Origin of the sequence: Candidatus Enterococcus huntleyi, from assembly GCF_009933175.1 — a bacterium.
Classification (GTDB): Bacteria; Bacillota; Bacilli; order Lactobacillales; family Enterococcaceae; genus Enterococcus_K; species Enterococcus_K huntleyi.
The window spans coordinates 79,046-97,353 of record NZ_MAEJ01000010.1; the positions used below are offsets into that span (position 1 = coordinate 79,046).

At 40.4% G+C, this 18,308-nt stretch carries 16 protein-coding genes; 2 read left to right on the forward strand and 14 right to left on the reverse strand.

What is annotated here, in order from left to right; translation table 11 throughout:
* Nucleotides 1-5: 5 nt before the first annotated feature.
* The 10 genes from BAU15_RS06975 to BAU15_RS07020 all read right to left on the reverse strand — a co-directional run bounded on the left by BAU15_RS06975 (nt 6) and on the right by BAU15_RS07020 (nt 11,303).
* Complete coding sequence (locus tag BAU15_RS06975) at nt 6-2,153, reverse strand: glycoside hydrolase family 3 N-terminal domain-containing protein (protein ID WP_161842020.1); 2,148 nt, start codon at nt 2,151-2,153, stop codon at nt 6-8.
* Nucleotides 2,150-2,926, reverse strand: coding sequence for an endonuclease/exonuclease/phosphatase family protein (locus tag BAU15_RS06980; protein WP_161842021.1), 777 nt, complete (start codon nt 2,924-2,926; stop codon nt 2,150-2,152). Before BAU15_RS06980 ends, BAU15_RS06975 begins: the two co-directional genes overlap by 4 nt.
* Complete coding sequence (locus tag BAU15_RS06985) at nt 2,907-3,827, reverse strand: acetylxylan esterase (protein WP_161842022.1); 921 nt, start codon at nt 3,825-3,827, stop codon at nt 2,907-2,909. The genes BAU15_RS06980 and BAU15_RS06985 overlap by 20 nt, the downstream gene beginning before the upstream one ends.
* Nucleotides 3,814-4,413 (reverse strand): DUF624 domain-containing protein, encoded by a 600-nt coding sequence (locus tag BAU15_RS06990; protein ID WP_161842023.1) that lies wholly within the window; start codon nt 4,411-4,413, stop codon nt 3,814-3,816. Before BAU15_RS06990 ends, BAU15_RS06985 begins: the two co-directional genes overlap by 14 nt.
* Before the next feature lie 60 nt (nt 4,414-4,473).
* On the reverse strand, nt 4,474-6,072 hold the full coding sequence (locus BAU15_RS06995) for a type 2 periplasmic-binding domain-containing protein (protein ID WP_161842024.1): 1,599 nt from the start codon (nt 6,070-6,072) through the stop codon (nt 4,474-4,476).
* Between the two features lie 22 nt (nt 6,073-6,094).
* Nucleotides 6,095-6,976 (reverse strand): carbohydrate ABC transporter permease, encoded by an 882-nt coding sequence (locus BAU15_RS07000; protein WP_161842025.1) that lies wholly within the window; start codon nt 6,974-6,976, stop codon nt 6,095-6,097.
* Between the two features lie 16 nt (nt 6,977-6,992).
* Complete coding sequence (locus BAU15_RS07005; protein ID WP_161842026.1) at nt 6,993-7,904, reverse strand: ABC transporter permease; 912 nt, start codon at nt 7,902-7,904, stop codon at nt 6,993-6,995.
* 1,147 nt (nt 7,905-9,051) lie between these two features.
* On the reverse strand, nt 9,052-9,348 hold the full coding sequence (locus BAU15_RS07010; RefSeq protein ID WP_161842027.1) for a rhodanese-like domain-containing protein: 297 nt from the start codon (nt 9,346-9,348) through the stop codon (nt 9,052-9,054).
* Entirely contained in the window at nt 9,341-10,990 is a 1,650-nt protein-coding gene (locus BAU15_RS07015) for an FAD-dependent oxidoreductase (protein WP_161842028.1), read from the reverse strand. Before BAU15_RS07015 ends, BAU15_RS07010 begins: the two co-directional genes overlap by 8 nt.
* Nucleotide 10,991: 1 nt before the next feature.
* Nucleotides 10,992-11,303: a rhodanese-like domain-containing protein gene (locus tag BAU15_RS07020; RefSeq protein ID WP_161842029.1), complete on the reverse strand. Its 312-nt coding sequence runs from the start codon at nt 11,301-11,303 to the stop codon at nt 10,992-10,994.
* A gap of 276 nt (nt 11,304-11,579) precedes the next feature.
* Here BAU15_RS07020 and BAU15_RS07025 point away from each other — a divergent pair, with 276 nt between their 5' ends.
* The gene (locus BAU15_RS07025) at nt 11,580-11,846 is read left to right on the forward strand and encodes a metal-sensitive transcriptional regulator (RefSeq protein WP_161842030.1); all 267 of its coding nucleotides are present in this window, start codon (nt 11,580-11,582) and stop codon (nt 11,844-11,846) included.
* Nucleotides 11,847-11,935: 89 nt separating this feature from the next.
* Here BAU15_RS07025 and BAU15_RS07030 read toward each other — a convergent pair whose 3' ends face one another.
* Genes BAU15_RS07030 through BAU15_RS07040 form a run of 3 tightly spaced genes read right to left on the reverse strand, consistent with a single transcriptional unit; the run spans nt 11,936 to nt 16,559 of the window.
* Complete coding sequence (locus tag BAU15_RS07030; RefSeq protein ID WP_161842031.1) at nt 11,936-12,928, reverse strand: LacI family DNA-binding transcriptional regulator; 993 nt, start codon at nt 12,926-12,928, stop codon at nt 11,936-11,938.
* A 12-nt stretch (nt 12,929-12,940) separates the two neighbouring features.
* Nucleotides 12,941-15,235, reverse strand: coding sequence for a glycoside hydrolase family 3 N-terminal domain-containing protein (locus BAU15_RS07035; protein ID WP_161842032.1), 2,295 nt, complete (start codon nt 15,233-15,235; stop codon nt 12,941-12,943).
* Entirely contained in the window at nt 15,228-16,559 is a 1,332-nt protein-coding gene (locus tag BAU15_RS07040; RefSeq protein WP_161842033.1) for a PTS sugar transporter subunit IIC, read from the reverse strand. The genes BAU15_RS07035 and BAU15_RS07040 overlap by 8 nt, the downstream gene beginning before the upstream one ends.
* 401 nt (nt 16,560-16,960) lie before the next feature.
* On the opposite strand from BAU15_RS07040, the gene BAU15_RS07045 reads away from it, so the two are divergent.
* On the forward strand, nt 16,961-17,377 hold the full coding sequence (locus BAU15_RS07045) for an Hsp20/alpha crystallin family protein (protein ID WP_161842034.1): 417 nt from the start codon (nt 16,961-16,963) through the stop codon (nt 17,375-17,377).
* Between the two features lie 95 nt (nt 17,378-17,472).
* On the opposite strand, the gene pcp is transcribed toward BAU15_RS07045, so the two are convergent.
* Nucleotides 17,473-18,120, reverse strand: coding sequence for a pyroglutamyl-peptidase I (gene pcp / locus BAU15_RS07050; protein WP_161842125.1), 648 nt, complete (start codon nt 18,118-18,120; stop codon nt 17,473-17,475).
* Nucleotides 18,121-18,308: the final 188 nt, after the last annotated feature.

The following is an 18,308-nucleotide window of genomic DNA, read 5'->3' on the forward strand; positions in this document are numbered from 1 at the left end:
CTCCTCTATTCTATCAATTGAAATGTGGTCGTGAGTAAGTCGCGACTATTTGGCCCAACCATTAATTGGAAGTCACCAGTATCGCTACGCCACTGATTATCGATGTGCACATAACGTAAGTCCGCTTCATTCAATTCACAGGAAACGGTCTTCTCTTCACCGGGAGCTAAGCTGACTTTTTCGAATGCTTTCAGTTCTTTGATTGGCCGTACGCGTTCAGCGACTAAGTCACGAATATAAAATTGAACCGTCTCTACGACCGGCAGTGAAGATGTATTTTTGACTTTCACTGAGGCTGTTAATGGTGTCGCAGACGTGAGCGATTGGTTAATGACTAGCTCTGTATAGTCGACCTGACTGTAGGTTAAGCCAAAACCAAATGGATATTTAGCATAGTTTGATGTATCTAAATATTTTGAAACATATTTTTCATCGGGGGCTGATTCGTAAGGACGACCAGTATTTTCGACATTATAATAGATCGGCACTTGCCCGACGGTCTCAGGAAATGACATGCTAAGTCGACCGCTTGGATTACTGTTTCCCCATAGAATTTCAGCTAAGGCATGTCCCCCTTGTGAACCAGGGAACCAAGCTTCGACAATCGCTTTTGCTTGATTAAAGTCTGACAAATCTAGCGGACGACCATTATAAACAGTCACAATAATTTCTTTGTTGACTTGTTGTAGCGCTTGGAAAAGCTGGATTTGTGCTTCAGGCAATCGAATATCACTGCGACTCGCGGCCTCACCACTCATCTCAGATGTCTCACCCAAAGCTAAGATCACTTTATCGGCTTTTTCAGCTAGCGCAAGTGCTTCTTTGATGGCTGCTTCAGAAGGGGCAAAATAATCAAACGGTTCTTTGCCTAGTAAGAGTGATGAAGAAAGGTTTTTCGCGCCTTCTGCTAATGAGATGGCTTCAGTTTTTTGACCTTGCCACGACCACGCGCCTAAAATATCTTGAGAGGCAGCTGCTGGGCCGATAAGCGCCACGTTTTCTTCACTTTTGAGTGGCAGAATCGCTTCATTTTTTAATAAGACAATCGCTTTTGTCGCAAGGTCTTTGGCTGCTTGTTGATGTTCCTCAGAAAAAATCACGCGCGCTTCTTCTTCAACATTTGCGCCACGATGTGGATTTTCAAACAAACCTAAATCATTTTTCAAAGTCAGAATTCTTAGGACGGCTTCATCTAGAAGCTGTTCATCGACGGTGCCTTCTTGAATCAATTCTGCCAAATAATCCGTGTAGCAAGTGGTCATCATCTCAATATCGACGCCTGCTTCAATAGCTAATTGGGCGGCTTGTTTCTTATCTTTTGCAACCCCGTGAGCGATTAATTCTTGGATTGCGCCCCAGTCGGAAATCACGACGCCATCAAAACCGAATTCTTTACGTAAAATGTCACGGAACAACCATTTATTTCCAGTTGCTGGCACGCCATTCAGTGAATTGAAAGAGGTCATGACTAATTTTGCTCCTGCTTCAAGAGCCGCGCGATAACCAGGTAAATATTGTTCTCTTAATTGCTGTTCAGAAAGATCAACACTGTTATAATCACGGCCAGAAAGAGCAGCACCGTAAGCCGCGAAATGCTTCACACAAGCGGCGACCCGCGACAAATCGTTTTTCAAATCCGTTCCTTGGTAGCCTAAGACCATTGCTTGTGCTAGCTGACTATTAAGAAACGGATCTTCTCCGGTTGATTCCATGACTCTTCCCCACCGTGGATCTCTGACTAAATCGACCATCGGTGAAAAAGTCACGTGTAATCCTGAAACAGCCGCTTCTTTCGCCGAAACAGCTGCCATTTTTTCAACAGCTGCTGCATCCCAGGTACAGCCTAACGCCAACGGAATTGGGAAAATTGTCCGAAAGCCATGAATAATGTCGGCCATTAAAATAGTTGGAATATGCAAGCGATTATTTGCCATATATTCTTTTTGGACACGAATAGCTTCTTTTGCGCCGGAAACGCCTAAGGTTGTGCCGGCTTGATTAATCGTTTCTTGGGTCAAGCCTAAGTCAGACATCGGGCCAGTTTTTTCTTCTGCTTTATCTGAATAGAAAGCCGCTGCCAATTGTAATAATTGATCTATTTTTTCTTCTAACGTCATTTGTTCGACTAAATTTTGTAGCTGTTCTTGTTTCATTTCCTCAACTCCTCGTTAATAGTTGCTTCCAGTGGAAAATGATCAGAAGGATAGCGATTATCACAAGAATCTGTCAGGGTACCACTAGTTTTGACACTGCCGTTTAGTAGATAGATATAATCAATTTCTTCTAACTCATTCCACGGCTTGGTGTACTTGAAATCTTGAAAGGAACCAAACGGTCCATAGTGCGGGTGCTTGGTTGCTGTTTTTGTATTGACAAAGCCTTGAGAAAGAACCAATTCATGGACTGCTTCCGTCGGTTCAGCATTAAAATCGCCCAGTAAAATAGTCGGATAAGTTTGGATTTTATCTTGCATCCGCGTAAGAATGACCTGCATACCGGCATATCTAGCGGCTTCAGAGATGTGATCCAGGTGTGTATTTAGCACAAGGAATTCATTTCCGGAAGCTTTTTCTTGTAGAATACTCCAGAGACAGATTCGTTTGCAGCCAGCGCCTTCGTGAATGCTAGCTATTTCAGGTGTATCAGATAACCAAAAATGCCCCTTTTCCAGTAAGTCGAAGGCCTCTTCTTTATAACAGATGGCTAATCCCTCACCGTTCTCGTCGCCGTCACGTTCTGCTGAAACGATGGCGTAATCATTTAATTGTGCCAGGTCAGCGACTTGATTCGGGCGTAATTCTTGTAGGCCAACAATCGCCCACTGATGGTAGTTGATCAGTGCTAACACATAGTCTTTTCGATAAGACCATTGCCATTCTTGATCATAATCAGTATCGACACGAACGTTATAAGTTGCGATTTTCATAAGCGAATTTCCCCTTTAGTAATTCTTTTAGTGTCCGGATTTCTTTTTCTAATTGGCGCCGTCCCCCGCCATCATGTCCCTTATTCCAATAAACAATTAATTCTTTTGGTGCTTGTAGCTTATGATAGGTAGGAAAGAAATTTTTCATGGGACAAATTGGGTCTGCACTGCCGACAGATGTATAAACGGGATTTTGAATGGATTCGACTAAATGCAGTGTATCGAAGGGCACCAGCGCATCTTTAATCTGTTGTTCCATTTCTGGATGTTGTTGAATATAGTCATGAATAATTCCATAAGAACCAGTTCCTTCATCTATTCGACTCGCAATACTCGAGTGACTAGGCACATTGGCAAAGGTTGCTTGAATTGTTTGCTCGGTTAAGGCATTGATGATCAGTGCTAGACCACCGCCTTGTGAACCGCCATGTAAAAAGAGTTTTTCTGAATCAATCTCTGGTAGTTGCGCACACAGTGTGACCGCCCGCAAGTGATCGGCAATGACTCTGCGCATATAGAAATCCTGACTAGTCAAAAAGCCTCTGCCCATCGGCGGGTCTAAAGTCACCGTTTGATAACTGGCAGAGTCCAACGTCTTGCCTCCCTGATCACGATTATCAATCACTAGACAAGCACAGCCTATCTCCAGCCAATGTGCAAAATATTCAGGCTCTTGAATATGATTCATATAGCCCAGAAAATCAATCACCACTGGACTTGGTTTCTCGGCTACTGGCACCAATAGTACGCCATAAATTGTCTCATTCAGTAAACTTTGAAATGAAATATCATAAACGACGGTATTGGCTAAGGAAGTCGCTCGCGGTTCTCTGTTAAATTGACTTGGAATCTGGTTGAGTTCAGCGATTGTTTGCGCCCAAAAATGCTTAATTTCCTTCATCGTTTTCCTCCAATACTTTGATAAAAAAGAACAGTTGCAAGCAGGCACTTACGGCAACGCCTAGTGCAATAAATAAAAAGAAGCCCCATTTTATCATGAACCAGCTGGTAAGAGCGGGAATCACTAATAAAATAATACTGTTTGCGCTACTGCTTAAAACAACATAGAAGGTCTCATGAACAGCTTTTTTCAAAGGCCAAGAATAGACACTGTAGATAATTAAAAATGTGCAGATAAAGAGCAGTGAAAGTCCGAAGAAAACAATCGCTAGAAAGCCCAGATAGTTAGTGATGTTAAAGAGCACGAAGGTGCCGGCCCCAATCCCCACCAGTAGCAACGGAATAAAAACTGTCAAAACCAAGCCACGTTTAAAATTATCTCTCAGGTTTTGGATAAAGGTGATACTGACCGCTGACTCGTGTTCTTTGATCATCTGATAAATCGTACGATACAGTGCGATGAGTGCTGGTCCAATCAAAATAATCGTCAGACTGCTGAGCCAGAACAAGAGATTGACCAGTATTAAGTTGGCGATGAATGAAAAGATTCGATAGTACAATCCTTCATATGAAAAAAGTTTATTCATAAGTAACAGAGAGGAAAGTTCGTCTAACAGCTGATCTTTCCTCTCCTCCATCCCTTCTTATTAGTTTAGTTTTTCTTTATTTTCGGCCATTTTTTCAGATTTAATGTCTTTAATGGCTTCCCATTTATTATTTTCTAGGAAGTCTTTAAAATTGTTGAGTGTTGTATCAAACGCTTTTTCATCTTTTGAACGAATCAATGAAACGATGGTCGTATTTAGCTTGGTTTCAATCGCTTCATTTGAACGCGCTTCGGCTGTACCGGCATCAGGATTCGTGTTTTCAATCACGAAATGCGGCGTTAATTTGCCGACACCCCATTCTTGCATTTGTGTCAAGGCACTAACTTGTTTGACTTTTAATGAATTCACACGGTCATTGTTGAAGTATAAGAAACGGCTAATCCCATATTTCTTGTTGTAAGCTTCGTTGTCGGTTTTTTCCATCTCTTTGACTTCATCTAGGTAATCAATCTTGCCTTCGTCGTTGTAAGCATAAGTAACGCCTTCAACCCCGTATTTTGTCAAAATTTGACCAGGTTCATCGATCAAATAAGTGAACAGTTGCGTTACTTTTGCCGGATCCTTAGCATCTTTGGTAATGTAGTTGCTCAGCCAGCCAGAAATCCCTGTTTGGTTAAGCGTTGGTTTTCTGCCTGAGGTACTTGAAGGACCATCAATCGCAATATATTGAGTGCCAGAATTCTTCATGAATTCAGTGAAGTTACCGCCTTGGCCACTGGTACCAGCCACAAGCATCGTTGCGTATTTCCCTTGTTTGACTTTTTCATCAAAGGTTGCACCATCATCGGTAAAGCTGTCATCACTGATATTGCCGTCGCGATAGACTTGGTTGATGGTTTTTAGCCATTCTAGATATTCTTCATCCATACTACGGTCGTAGAATTTGCCGTCTTCATCTTCAAGTGGCACCCCTAAGAAATCTTGCAATTTGTCTGAGAATGGACCCGCTGCTTCGCCAATCGTTGTGAAGCCCATCGGTGTGTAGTCTGGATATTTTTCGCTAATTTCTTTCATGACTTTGACAAAGTTTTCTGGTGTCGAAACATCTGGTTTACCTAATGCATTGTAGACATCTTCACGGATCACAAAATTATCATTGACCGGCACGTTGCCTGCTTCATAATCGGCTTCAGTATTTGAATAGTTAGGATAGCCGTAAGTTTTGCCATTATCTAAAGCGTACCATTTAAAGGTGTCTTCATTCACAACACTCATCAGATAAGGGTCATATTTTTTAGCTAAATCATTTAAAGGTAAGGCCCACGAATCAGCTTTTTTGGCTGCTTGACCGGTCATATCGGTTAAGGTCACGATATCCGGCATGTCGCCGCCTGAAATCATCGCGTTTAATTTGGAATCATCGCCTGAGATAAATTCGATATCAATATTCAAATCTTTTTTGATTTGCGCAGTCGTTACGTCTTCGCCAAAGGGTAAGGAAGTCCAGTCAGAGTTAATGTACCATCTGATTTTTGTGGTTTCTTCTTTTTTATCTTGTTTCCAAGCAGGCGTCGTTTCATCTAAGGTATAGCGATCTTTAATCGAAAAATCATCCGCTGCTTTCTCTTCTTTCCCACCACAAGCAGCTAAACTTAGTAATACAGAGACGGCCAACAAACTACCAAACAATTTTTTCATGTCTATTCCCTCTTTCTAATTTTTATTCTTTCACTGCACCGGCCATCATACCGCCGATGAAATGTTTTTGAAGTAATGGATAAATCACTAAGATTGGGACAGTTGTAATGACAATGGTGGCTAATTGAACCCCACGAGTTGTCGCTTGGAAAACAACGTCGGTACTGCCACTTTCTGTCATAGTACTCAAATTTGACTGAACGATAATTTCATAAATCTTCATCTGTAACGGGTAGAGATATTCTTTTGTAATGTATAATTTGGTGGTCATAAAGTCATTCCATTGCCCCACTCCATTAAACAAGATAATTGTAGCTAAGGCTGGTTTCGTAAGCGGTAGGAATATTTTAAGGAAAATCTGCATTTCAGTGGCTCCGTCAATTTTCGCCGATTCTTCCAAAGAAGCTGGAATCTCACGGAAAAAGTTCATCAAGATGACCACATCGTAGTAGCTAAACAAGGCTGGGATGATGTACACCCAAAACGTATCTAATAAGCCCAATGACTTAATTAATAGATAAGTCGGGATCATCCCACCACCAAAGTACATGGTAATGACACCCATCGTGGTATAAATGCTGCGTCCCATCAGACGTGATTTACTCAAGCCGTAAGCGACGACTGCACAGAACAAGGTATGTGAAGCTGCCCCAATCACCGTTTTGAGGACGGAAATACCAAAGGCTCTCGGAATACTGGCATCTGATAATACGCGTCGGTAATTTTCTAGCGTAAAGCCCTTTGGCCACAGAACCAAACCATTTTCAGCCAACCCGGAGCTGGATGAAACAGATGAAACGAGGATGTTCCAGACGGGAACAATAATCAGTAGTGAAAATAAAACAAGGATAATTGTATTAAAGAAATAAAATTTTCCATTCTCTTTTGATGTTCGTTTAAGCATAAGTTTCTCCCTCCTTTTATAAGATGACTGAGTTGCCATTATTCATTTTTCTAGTGACACGGTCTGTAATGATGAGTAGGATTACCGAAATGATGGAAATTCCTAAACCAACGGCAGTGGCGTATGAGAAATCGCCTTGCGTCAGCCCCATGCGGTAGACAAATGAATTAATAACTTCCGACTTGTTTTGGTTTTGCGCATTCATTAAGACCAACGTTTGATCAAGGTTAGAGCCTAAAATCCCACTGACATTTAAAATTAGGTTCAAGGAAATAATCGGTGTCAATAAAGGTAAGGTTATCGCTCTAATTTGAGTCAACTTAGTCGCTCCATCGATCCGAGCTGCCTCATAAAAGGTTGGGTCAATCCGCGACATACCAGCTAGATAAAGAATTGTGCCCCAGCCAACCTCTTTCCATAAATCTGAGAGAACGGCAATCCACCAATACTTATCAGGATCGAGTAAATGATTGACCCCTTTGTCCATTAAACCCACGGACATTAATAGTTGGTTGAAGAATCCGCCAGTGGAAAGCCAAGAAATGAGCATCCCGCCTAAGACAATCCATGAGAAGAAATGCGGGATATAAGAGACGGTTTGAATGAATTTCTTCAAGCGGCCATCTTGCATTTCAAAAATCATAATCGCTAGGACGATGGGAATGGCAAATCCTAGGAATAATTTCATTAAACTAATGGCCAGAGTATTACCCACAGCCTCCCAAAAAAAGGTATCTTCTAAAATAATTTTGAAATTTTCCAAGCCTACCCATTGTGCCGTAGAGATTGTATCAATAATGGTGTAGTTCTTGAATGCGATGATAATGCCATAAATAGGAATGTAGTTGAATACAATCATAAAAGCTACGCCAGGCAGAACCATCCAATGCAGTTGCCGTTGTCTATAGAGTTTCTTCAGCTTATTCATATATGATTTTCCTTTCTATTTTAATTAACTATTAGCCTACCTTTCTTAAATTTGGTGAAACGTTTCTACGAGAAGAAGTATAAACCTGCTGATTTCAAAATGCAAGCCCTTACAACTATAAATTTCTGATTTTATTATAAAACCCTAATTTAACAGCGTTTTACTTGATTTTTAGGTAAATTCGACTAATTTTGTTCTAGAACAAATCCTGATTATGAAAATAAATCCACTAAAGCAGGCGATTAAAGTGAAACGTTTCACTTCAATCGCCTGCTATTTTTATTACTGTCAAAGAAAGTCTAGCTATATGCCCTGATAATTCTCAATTCGTTATTTAAAACAGGATAAAATCCATAAAAACAGTCATTTTTTTAATACTTGTGGCTAGTTGCGCATTAATTGTTGTAAAATTCAAGGTGAAAAAGGCATTTTTAAAGGGAAAAACCACTAACAAGGGGATTCTTGCGATTTTGTGCCTTGTAAAAATGTGTAAAAACATCGCAACTAGCCACAACTTTGAGAAAAGCACTAAAGTCTATAATTTCCAGCTAAATGTGAATTTAATTGAGATTATTTTTATAAAAATTTTCCGTAGAATCCCGAATGTCCAAGGTTTATAGGTCGTCTACTCTTTATTATCCATTGTTTAATGGGTAGTAAATTAACCACTTTTTAAATACTTGTGGCTAGTTGCGTTCTTTGTGAAGTAAGAAACAAAACTATAAAGGGATTTTAAAGATAAAGCGTACTATTCAATTGATCTGTCCCCTAGCACCAGACGTATTTATACTTGAGCCTATTGGAGAACTATCAAAATAATATATAGTTTCGGATAAGTAAAAAGTGCTAGGAATCCTCTCAAGAACGATTCCTAGCACTTGCGATGGTTCTACACCTTTTAACGGTAGAAAAGTGTAGAGTCAACAACGCTTATTGTTATTAATTTTGATTCTTACCTGGATGCTAGGTGTTTTGCCGGTGATAAAAAATCCAAAAATTTACTAGCATAGTTAAAATATACAAGATCAAGCAAATGTACGCTTCAATTTATAAAGTTACCTAACCTATCTGAAGCTAGGTTTGAATTCAGAAAGCTGGGTTATTTACTGACAGCAGACTAAAAATATCGTTCCTGAGGTTTTCTTACTCAGACTAATTCTCCTAGCCAGCCTGCTGTGCCGCCTAAAACATTGGTCACTTGATAGCCATGACTTGCTAAAAAATCGCAGGCTCCAGCAGACCGCCCACCGGAATGACAGATGACATAGTAGTGATCGTCTTTTTGTAAGGTCACGAATGACGTAGCTAATTGACTGAGAGGATAATTTTCAGCAGTAGGCAAGTGACCGGCTGCATATTCATCTTCTTCTCGAACATCAATGATTTTCACGTCTTTTTGCTTCGTCAGTTGATAAAATTCAGGCATCATAATCGTTTCAAGCATAAATAATTCCCTCCGGTCGGACAGTTTGATAGAGTTGGAATGCGCCATCCAAATTCGCAACAGTAAAGCCAGATTGTTTCAAAATTCTTTCGGCAATATAACTGCGTAAGCCGCTATGACAGCTGACAATATACTCTTTTGTTTGGTCCAATTTGTCTAATCGCTCTCTTAATTCATTCAGTGGAATATTGATGGCTTGCGGGAATTTTCCTTGTAACAATTCCTCTGGTGTTCGGACATCAAGGAGAATTTTCCCACTGTCCAATGCATCAGGTAATTCAGACCACTGGATAGACTGACTGATTCCTTCAATTAGATTCAGCGCCGCATAACCCAACATATTGACTGGATCTTTGGCTGAGCCAAATGGAGGTGCATAAGTAAATTCTAATTCGGGCAAATCAAAAACGGTCAAACCACCTTTAATTGCGGTCGCTAGAATATCGATCCGTTTATCAAGGCCCTTCTCACCTACGCCTTGTGCACCATAAATTTTGCCTGTTTTAGCATCAAAGATTAGTTTTAGGACAAGATCAGTTGCGCCAGGATAATAACTGGCGTGATCTTTGCCGCTAACATGGACAACGGAAACAGGAAGCTTCGCATTTCTCGCTACTCGCTCGCTAAGTCCAGCGGAAGCGGCACTCATAGAAAAGGTTCGCACGATGGCGGTTCCGATACTGCCTTTATTTGTTCGTTCAAGTCCGGCGATGACATCGGCAACCTGTCTACCTTGACGATTCGCTGGTGAAGCCAAAGAAATTAGCGCATCTTCGTTGGTGATTTGTTGTTTGACAACAATCGCATCCCCCACCGCATAAATGTCCGGTTGACTGGTCTGATAGTGTTCATCAACTAAAATTCCTCCGCGCAGCCCCGTTTTGATACCGGCTTGGACTGCAAGCGAGCTTTCAGGCTGGACCCCTACTGAAAGAATCGTGACATCTGATGTTAATTGTGTGCCATCTTCTAAAATGAGTTCCTTGCCTTCTGCTCGAAATTCGACAGCTGATTGACCAGTGATTACTTGAATATCATTTTTTCGTAACTCTTTTTCGACAAAAGCCGACATCTCTTCATCCAATTGTGAAAGCACTTGAGGGGCTTTTTCAACAATTGTCACAGCAAGTCCCCGCTTCTTAAGATTTTCTGCCATCTCTAGACCAATAAAGCCCGCACCAATCACAACGGCTTGTCGCGCGCCGTTCTGCAGTCTATCGATAATTTGGTCAAGGTCAGGAATACTTCGTAAACTAAAAGCATTTTTCGCTTCGCTCAGGCCTTTAATTGGTGGAATAAATGGTTTCGCACCTGGCGAAAGAATTAATTTGTCATAAGTTTCAGTAACTGTTTGACCGTTTGATTGAACGGTCACAGAATGATTTTTTGAATCAATCGCCAGGACTTCGTGATGGGGTCGAACATCTAACTGGAAACGCGCTGCTAAAGCTTCAGGCGTTTGAACGATTAGACTATCTCGTGTTTTAATTTCCTCTGAAACAAAATAAGGTAAGCCGCAGTTGGCAAAAGAAACGTACGGTCCCTTCTCAAAAACAATAATTTCAGCATCCTCCATCAATCGACGTAAACGGGTCGCGGCTGACATACCGCCTGCGACACCACCAATAATTACAATTTTCATCTTATTTTCCTCCTACTTTCTTGCCTGTCCACTGGTTCATTCCACCACGAATATTGATGACCTCGTAGCCCTTTTTCTTTAAGTATTTGGCCGCTTTTTTACTACGGATACCTGATTGACAAATCAGGTAATGCGGGACCTTTTTACCCCTATAGGTATCTATCTTTTGTGAAGGAACATTAATCGCTTGTTGAATATGACCTGAACGGTACTCCTGTGGTGAACGAACATCTAGCAATTGAATGTTCTTATCGGTTATTTGTGTGAATTGATCGGTTGAAATAGATTTTATTGATTGGAAAATGGCGAACATAGACGAGCTCCTTTCAATTAACTTAATATACCCTGTACGGTATATTAAACGCTTGTAGTCAAAGTTTGTCAATCTATTTATTTTGAAAATTTGTCAACAGTCGCATGAAATTACTCAATAAATTTGACAACGATACCCCTAGTAGGTATGATAAGTTTGTAAAAAAGGAACCTGAAAACGGATGGATAACGTGTTAACCCACTGTGTTTCATATAATTTAACGTAAATAAATGATAGGATGACCCAAAGTCATTTTTTTAGAAAGTAGGAAATAGCATGGTAGAAACTGATTCACGAAAACAAGTGCTCAATCGCCTAAAACGAACCGAAGGCCAAATTCGCGGCGTTCAAAAAATGATTGAAGAAGAAAAAGAATGTATGGATGTTGTCACACAGCTCAGCGCCATTCGTTCGAGTATTGATCGTGTCATGGGAATTATCGTTGCCAACAATCTGCAAAATTGCTTTGAAGATCCAGATAGCGATGCCCAGGCACAAGCCCAAAAATTAGAAAAAGCGATTCAGATGATTATAAAAAAATAGCCAGCAAAAAATCCCCTTCCATACACGGAAATTTCGTGCACGGAAGGGGATTTTGTATGAAGAGCTAATTTCGGATAAAGAAATCGCGTTTAATCGAGACCCAATATCTGATTGTTCATTAAAAGATTCTTTTTCTCATGAGGCTCTGTTTGTTTAATACGTTCTAGCATGATAGTTGCTGCTGTCTCACCAATCTTTTCAGTTGGCGGATTAATGGTTATTTGTGGCAAGATACTTTGCTCCCCTTGCGCCAAATAATCGTAATGGCCGAATGCAATATCTTTGCCGATGACTATTCCGGCTTGATTAAAGCATTCTAAAGCACCGATAGACATGTTGTAGTTGCTGACAAATAAGGCAGTGACGCCGCGTTTTAGTAATTGCTCCGTTCCTAAAAAGCCACTTTTTCTGGTATAGTCCCCTTCATAGGTTTCTAAAATTACTTGAGGATTTTCAGGGTCGCAAGCAACAGCTGTTTCGATGGCTTCCCTAGCGCCTAATAAACGTTCTTTTGCTGGATAGTCATCTTGTGGTGCTGAGAGATAGCCAATTTTTTTATGTCCCTGTTGGATATAATGGGCGATAACTTCTCGCACACTTTGTCGGTCATTGACTAAGATGGCGTCTGCGTGTTGCGCTGTTCCAGGATAGTTCAATGAGACAAGAGGTACTTGAATTCTTTCTAACTTTTTCAAATCAATCCATTCTTCTTCTGATAAAAAGACAATCAATCCATCAATCGAATGTTTCATTAAATAGTCAATTTTTTCATCAATTTGTTTATTCTCAGCAGAAAAGCCACTCAATAACAAGCTATAGCCATTTTCCTCGGCTACTTTTTCGATACCAGACACAACTTCAGAACCAAATCGACTAGAAATACTATTCATTAATAAGCCGATAGAGAAACTCCGATTGTTTTTCAACCCTTTGGCAATAATATTTTCTTTGTAATCTAATTCTTTGATTGCCTGAGCAATTTTTTCCATATTCGCTGGCTTTAATTGTTGTCCATTCAGATATCTCGAAACGCTACCTAAGGAAACGCCGGCCAGTTTTGCAACATCTCGAATCGATGCCATAGTTATACACTCCTACCAATCACATTGGAATTCGTATGATAAATCTCCAATCATGATTTTCGCTTTTTTCGCGAAGTGCCAATGGTTATTCACGTTCATATAACGGAAATCGTTTGGCGTTAGTGTGAATGTAAGCTCGATTGTTTCATTTGGTTCAAGAAAATCTTTACGGAAATCCTTTAAGAATTTCTTCCGCTGAATCACGGCTCCTCCGTAAAGCTTCACGAATACAAGTGAGCTTACTTTTCCAGCAACACTTCCTGTATTCTTAACTTTAACGGATACTTCTAGATTGTCAATATTCATTTTTACTTGAAGCGCTTCATAGGCAAAATTTGTATAGCTCAAGCCTTCCCCAAATTGGTGCAAAGGCTGGCCACTCAAATCATAATAATCTTCTTGTTTAGAAGCGTCGCGCTGATAATAATAGACCGGCAGTTGTTGGCTATTGCGTGGATAGCTAACACTTAGACGCCCACTAGGATTATTCTCGCCACTCAAGGTTTTGGCGATGGCCTTGCCCCCCTCTTGTCCGGGGAACCAAGCAACTAATACAGCATCTGATAAGCGTTCAACCGCGGTTAAATCATAGGGTCTGCCCTGCACCAAGATTGTCAGTAGCGGTTTGCCTAAATTAGCCAGTTCAGTCAGTAGCTGCTCTTGTTTTCCACCTAATGATAATGAAGCAACATCGACGTTTTCGCCCGAATCCATATTAATCCCTTTTGAAGTAACGGCTCCGTTTCGTAAAAATTCCATGTCGAAGTTTCTAGCACTGGACCCACCTAAGACGGCGATAAGATAGTCGGCATCTTTAGCCACAGTCAGTGCCTCAGCGAGCTTCTCTTGCTGATTTTCTTCATTACGAATTTCACAGCCTTCTGCATAAACAACTTCGGCTGTAGCAAACTCGTTTTTGATTTCACGGTAAATAGTTTTTTCTTGTTGTTTTTCAGATTGAGGAGCCGAATAGTCACCGAGTAAATGGTAGATGTCATCCGCATTTGGACCAATGACCGCTATTTTTTTCTTGTCTGCTTGTAAAGGAAGCATGTCATTATTTTTCAGAAGCGTCAGGCTTTCTTTAGCAATTTCTTCGTTTAATAACTCTGATTCAGCCTGCAAAGTGGCCCATTTTTCGCTAGGATCTTCAACATAAGGTTGTTCAAATAATCCAAGTAAGAATTTAATCGCCAAGACTCTTCGTACAGCGGCATCTAGATCTGCTTCATTGACAATTCCGGCTGTAACGCCGTCTTCTATTTTTGTATACGTCTCATCCCATAAGCTTAAATCGACGCCTGCGGCTAGCGCATCTGCGGCAGCTTCTGTTTGTTCTTCATAGACATCCTGTAAACGGTCTAAGGCAATCCCATCTGCCATCACGATTCCTTGAAATCCTTGCTGATCTCGTAATTGCGTTTCAAAGAGTGCGCGGTTTGTATGACACGGAACGCCATCAATGTCATTGTAAGCCGCCATCACCCCAACGGCATTTCTGGTGCTGGCTAATAATGGCGTGTAAACATCAGCGAATTCGCGATTTCCAATCGGTACTGTGCCTGAATTATGGCCACCTTGCGCTTCCCCTTGCGCGATACAGTGTTTTAAAATGACGCCAATTTGTTGAGGCGTTTTGTTAATCTCTAAGACTGAATAATCAATAAAACGGGACTGGTCATCGATTAAATTGCCTTGAAATCCCGCGACAACGGCTTCCGTCATCTTCGCGCTGACGATTGGATCTTCGCCAAAGCATTCCTCGGCACGTCCCCAACGCGGATCTTTCATTAAATCCAGCGTGGACACTAAAGCTAAATGAACCCCTTTTGCCGCCAGCTCCTGAGCCATTAGCTGACTTGTCTTTTGTAATAATTCTGGATTGAAAGTACTCCCTCGGCCGATATTAGTCGGATAAGAAATACTATCTAATGCCTGGTGACCATGTGGACATTCTTCAGCAATCAAAGCTGGGATTCCCCAGCGAGAATGCGTGATGATATATTCTTGAATCTTATTTGTGACTTTCCAACTATCCTTGGCTTCTATCCCATTTGAATAATCAACCTTTGACCAAGGATCTGAACGAAATAACCCATACAAAGCACCAATTCCGCCACCCCAAGCGACATGCTCTGTAAAATTTTCAGTTAATGTAATGCCATCATCGGCCTTTTTATAACATTCCCAACCATATAAATGTTGATTTACCTGACCAACTTTTTCTTGTAAACTCATTCTGCTGATTAGGTCTTCAACGCGTTGACGAATGGACAATTCTGGATTTTGATAGGGGTATTTAGACAAGATCTGCCACTCCTTCTTGTGTTGCTTTGTTCGCGGCTATGACAAATGGTAAGAATAAGAAGATATCTAAGATAATCAGTAAGACTGTTAAAATAGAAGCCATAATATCTCCTCCAGTTGCGATAAATGTTTGGAATACGGGTGGTGTAATCCACGGTGCCGCTGCGACAGTTTTCGCAATTAAACCAGTACTTGTTGCAAAATAAGCAATAATCAAATTGATTGAAGGAATAATCGCACAAGGAATCATGAAGATTGGATTCATTACGACTGGTAAACCGAACATGACAGGTTCTGTAATGTTAAAGATAGATGTAGTCAAACCAAATTTTGCAATCTGACGTTGGTCTTTACGTTTTGATGCCCATAGGATGGCGATGATTAACGGCAAGATACAGCCTCCCCCACCAATTAAACCAAAGGCATTTGTAAATGGTTCTGTAATAATGTTAGGAATGTCTTTGCCTGCTGAGAAAGCATCCATATTTTCTTGAATCGATTGTAACAAGGGTGCTTGGCGAATAGGTGCCAGAATACTTGATCCGTGCATACCAAAAACCCAAAGGAAATCTGAGAAAAATTGAAGGAATAAAATTCCAGGTACAGATAAAACAAAAGATTTTAAAGGTGTTTGGATGACTAATTCGATAAGCTCAGGGAAATTCAAGCCCGTCGTTTTATCTAAAGCAAATACGAAAATTGCAAAAATTAGAATCACTAAAATTTCAGGAACAAGCGAATTAAAAGATGTAGCTACTGCTGGTGGCACGCCATCCGGCATTTTAATTTTCAATTTCTTAAATTTAGCAAGACGAACAAATAGCTCTGTGCCAAGTAAAGAAGCAATCATAGCAGTTGCTAGACCTGAAGATGACGTTAAACTTTGTAAAAAGACGCCACCGACTTCTGCTGTACTTCCGTCCGCTAGAGTAACCACGCTTTGGACAGGCATCAGAATAAACATCACGGCAATACTCAAGATACCCGCGTGGACCGCATTAAAGGCTGGATCATCGATTTTGCCAGAACGAACATAATGGTTGGCTAAATTCCAACCGATATTATAACAAACAACAATAGCGAGAATACTCATCGTTCCATTGTTTACGATCATGGCCAAGTCTGCTAAGAAACTCAAGTCGATCACTTTTTGAACAGAAGCATTTGAAAAAATAAGGGCATTCAATAAAACCATAACAGATGCCGCCATTACTAAAGGCATCGTGAAAATAAAGCTATCTCTGATGGCCAATAAATGGCGTTGGCTGTTCATCTTCGACACAATAGGTAACAATTTTTCTGACAGTTTGTCTACAAATTTCATAGTGCTCATCTCCTAAATAAGTAAAATTGAACCGGTTCATTTTTATCATAGCATAATTTTTTCGTTTTGCAACAACAAGTTGAATGCGGATACAAATAACTGATTAGCTGACAGTCATTTTTCTACAAAAAATTGCTGAAAATGACCTCCCTTGACTCACGCGATCAAGCAAAAAATTGAGCGCTGTTTTTCGTTTTCGCTAATGGATTTTTTCTAAGGAAGACGCTACCCTCTTCTATTTTACGGCAGCTATTTTTCTTATTTTGTAAGAATTTTACTAGAGAATTTGACCCTATTTAGCGGTTTTGTTTTGGGAAATTCTTTTTTCTTGCAATTTTTTTAATTTGGGTTTATTACAGAATTGTAGGAACGCAAAAACTAATTTGAAAGGATGATTTATGATGGCTAATGTTCCAAGTATTCGTGATATGTTTCCAGATTTTAGTGATGTGTTTAGTCCCAATTTCAGTGATTTTTTAGGTGTCGCAAGTGCTCCTAAAGTTGACTTGAAAGAATCGGACAAAGAGTATGAGTTAACAGCAGATATGCCGGGTTGCGATAAGGAAGATACGGTTGTCGAATATGCCAATGATACCTTGACGATTTCGGCCAAACATGAAAATAAAGTCGAAGAAAAAGAGGACGAAAAGAATTATCTGCGCAAAGAACGTAGCGTCGTGTCTTATAATCGTTCGTTCTATATGCCAAATGTTGACGAAGATAAAATCACCGGTAAATTTGAAAAAGGTGTCTTACATTTAACGTTGCCTAAATCAGAAAACCATAAGAAAGATGCGAAACGAATTGAATTGAAGTAAGCTTCTGTGAAAGTGAAGCGTTTGAAGCGAAAAATAGCCAAAACTTTATCTGTTCGATAAGGTTTTGGCTGTTTTTGATTTGTCTTACTTTTAGTCTAATGCGTGGTCCCTTCGATCGTTTTCACATCTTCTTTTCCATCAAATGTGACAATCGCTTCGATGGCTTTTTCTAAGGAAGCGATAATATCGGTTAAGCTCATAAATGGGCTGCTTGGTTTATCGACAACTTGCGAGGCGATAAAAGGCACATGGATGAAGCCACCTTTCATTTCGGGAAATTCGTTAGCAATCATATATTGAACTTGATACATGATGTGGTTGCAGACAAAGGTTCCGGCAGAATTAGATAAGGCTGCTGGTAAGCCAGCTTCTTTAATCGCTTGAACCATGGCTTTGACAGGTAATTGAGTGAAGTAAGCTGCGGCACCGTCTATTTGAATCGGTTGGTCAATTGGCTGATTGCCTTCGTTATCGGCAATTCTGGCATCATCGAGATTGATGGCAACCCGTTCAGGTGTCACAGTAAAACGTCCACCTGCTTGGCCAATACTTAAGACGACATCTGGATTGTGTGCTAAGATGGCCTTTTTTGTAACCTCAGCAGATTTATTGAAAACGGTCGGGATTTCTAGCTTAATAATTTCTGCGCCATTAATTGTTGTGGGCAAGCCTTTGACAGCTTCCAAGGCTGGATTAGTAGTCTCTCCTCCAAATGGATCAAAACCAGTAACTAAAATTTTGATGATCGTTCCCCTCTTTTCTACGATGTTTGATGACTTTCCTATTCTAGAAACAAAGTCAATTATAGAGCCATTATAGACCAATTGGCTAAGCTACGCAAAAAGACCTGAAAGTAGCATTAACTACTTGAACTAATTGCCCCCTATTTTAAACGAGTTACATAAAAACTATTCGGATTTCATTTAACCTA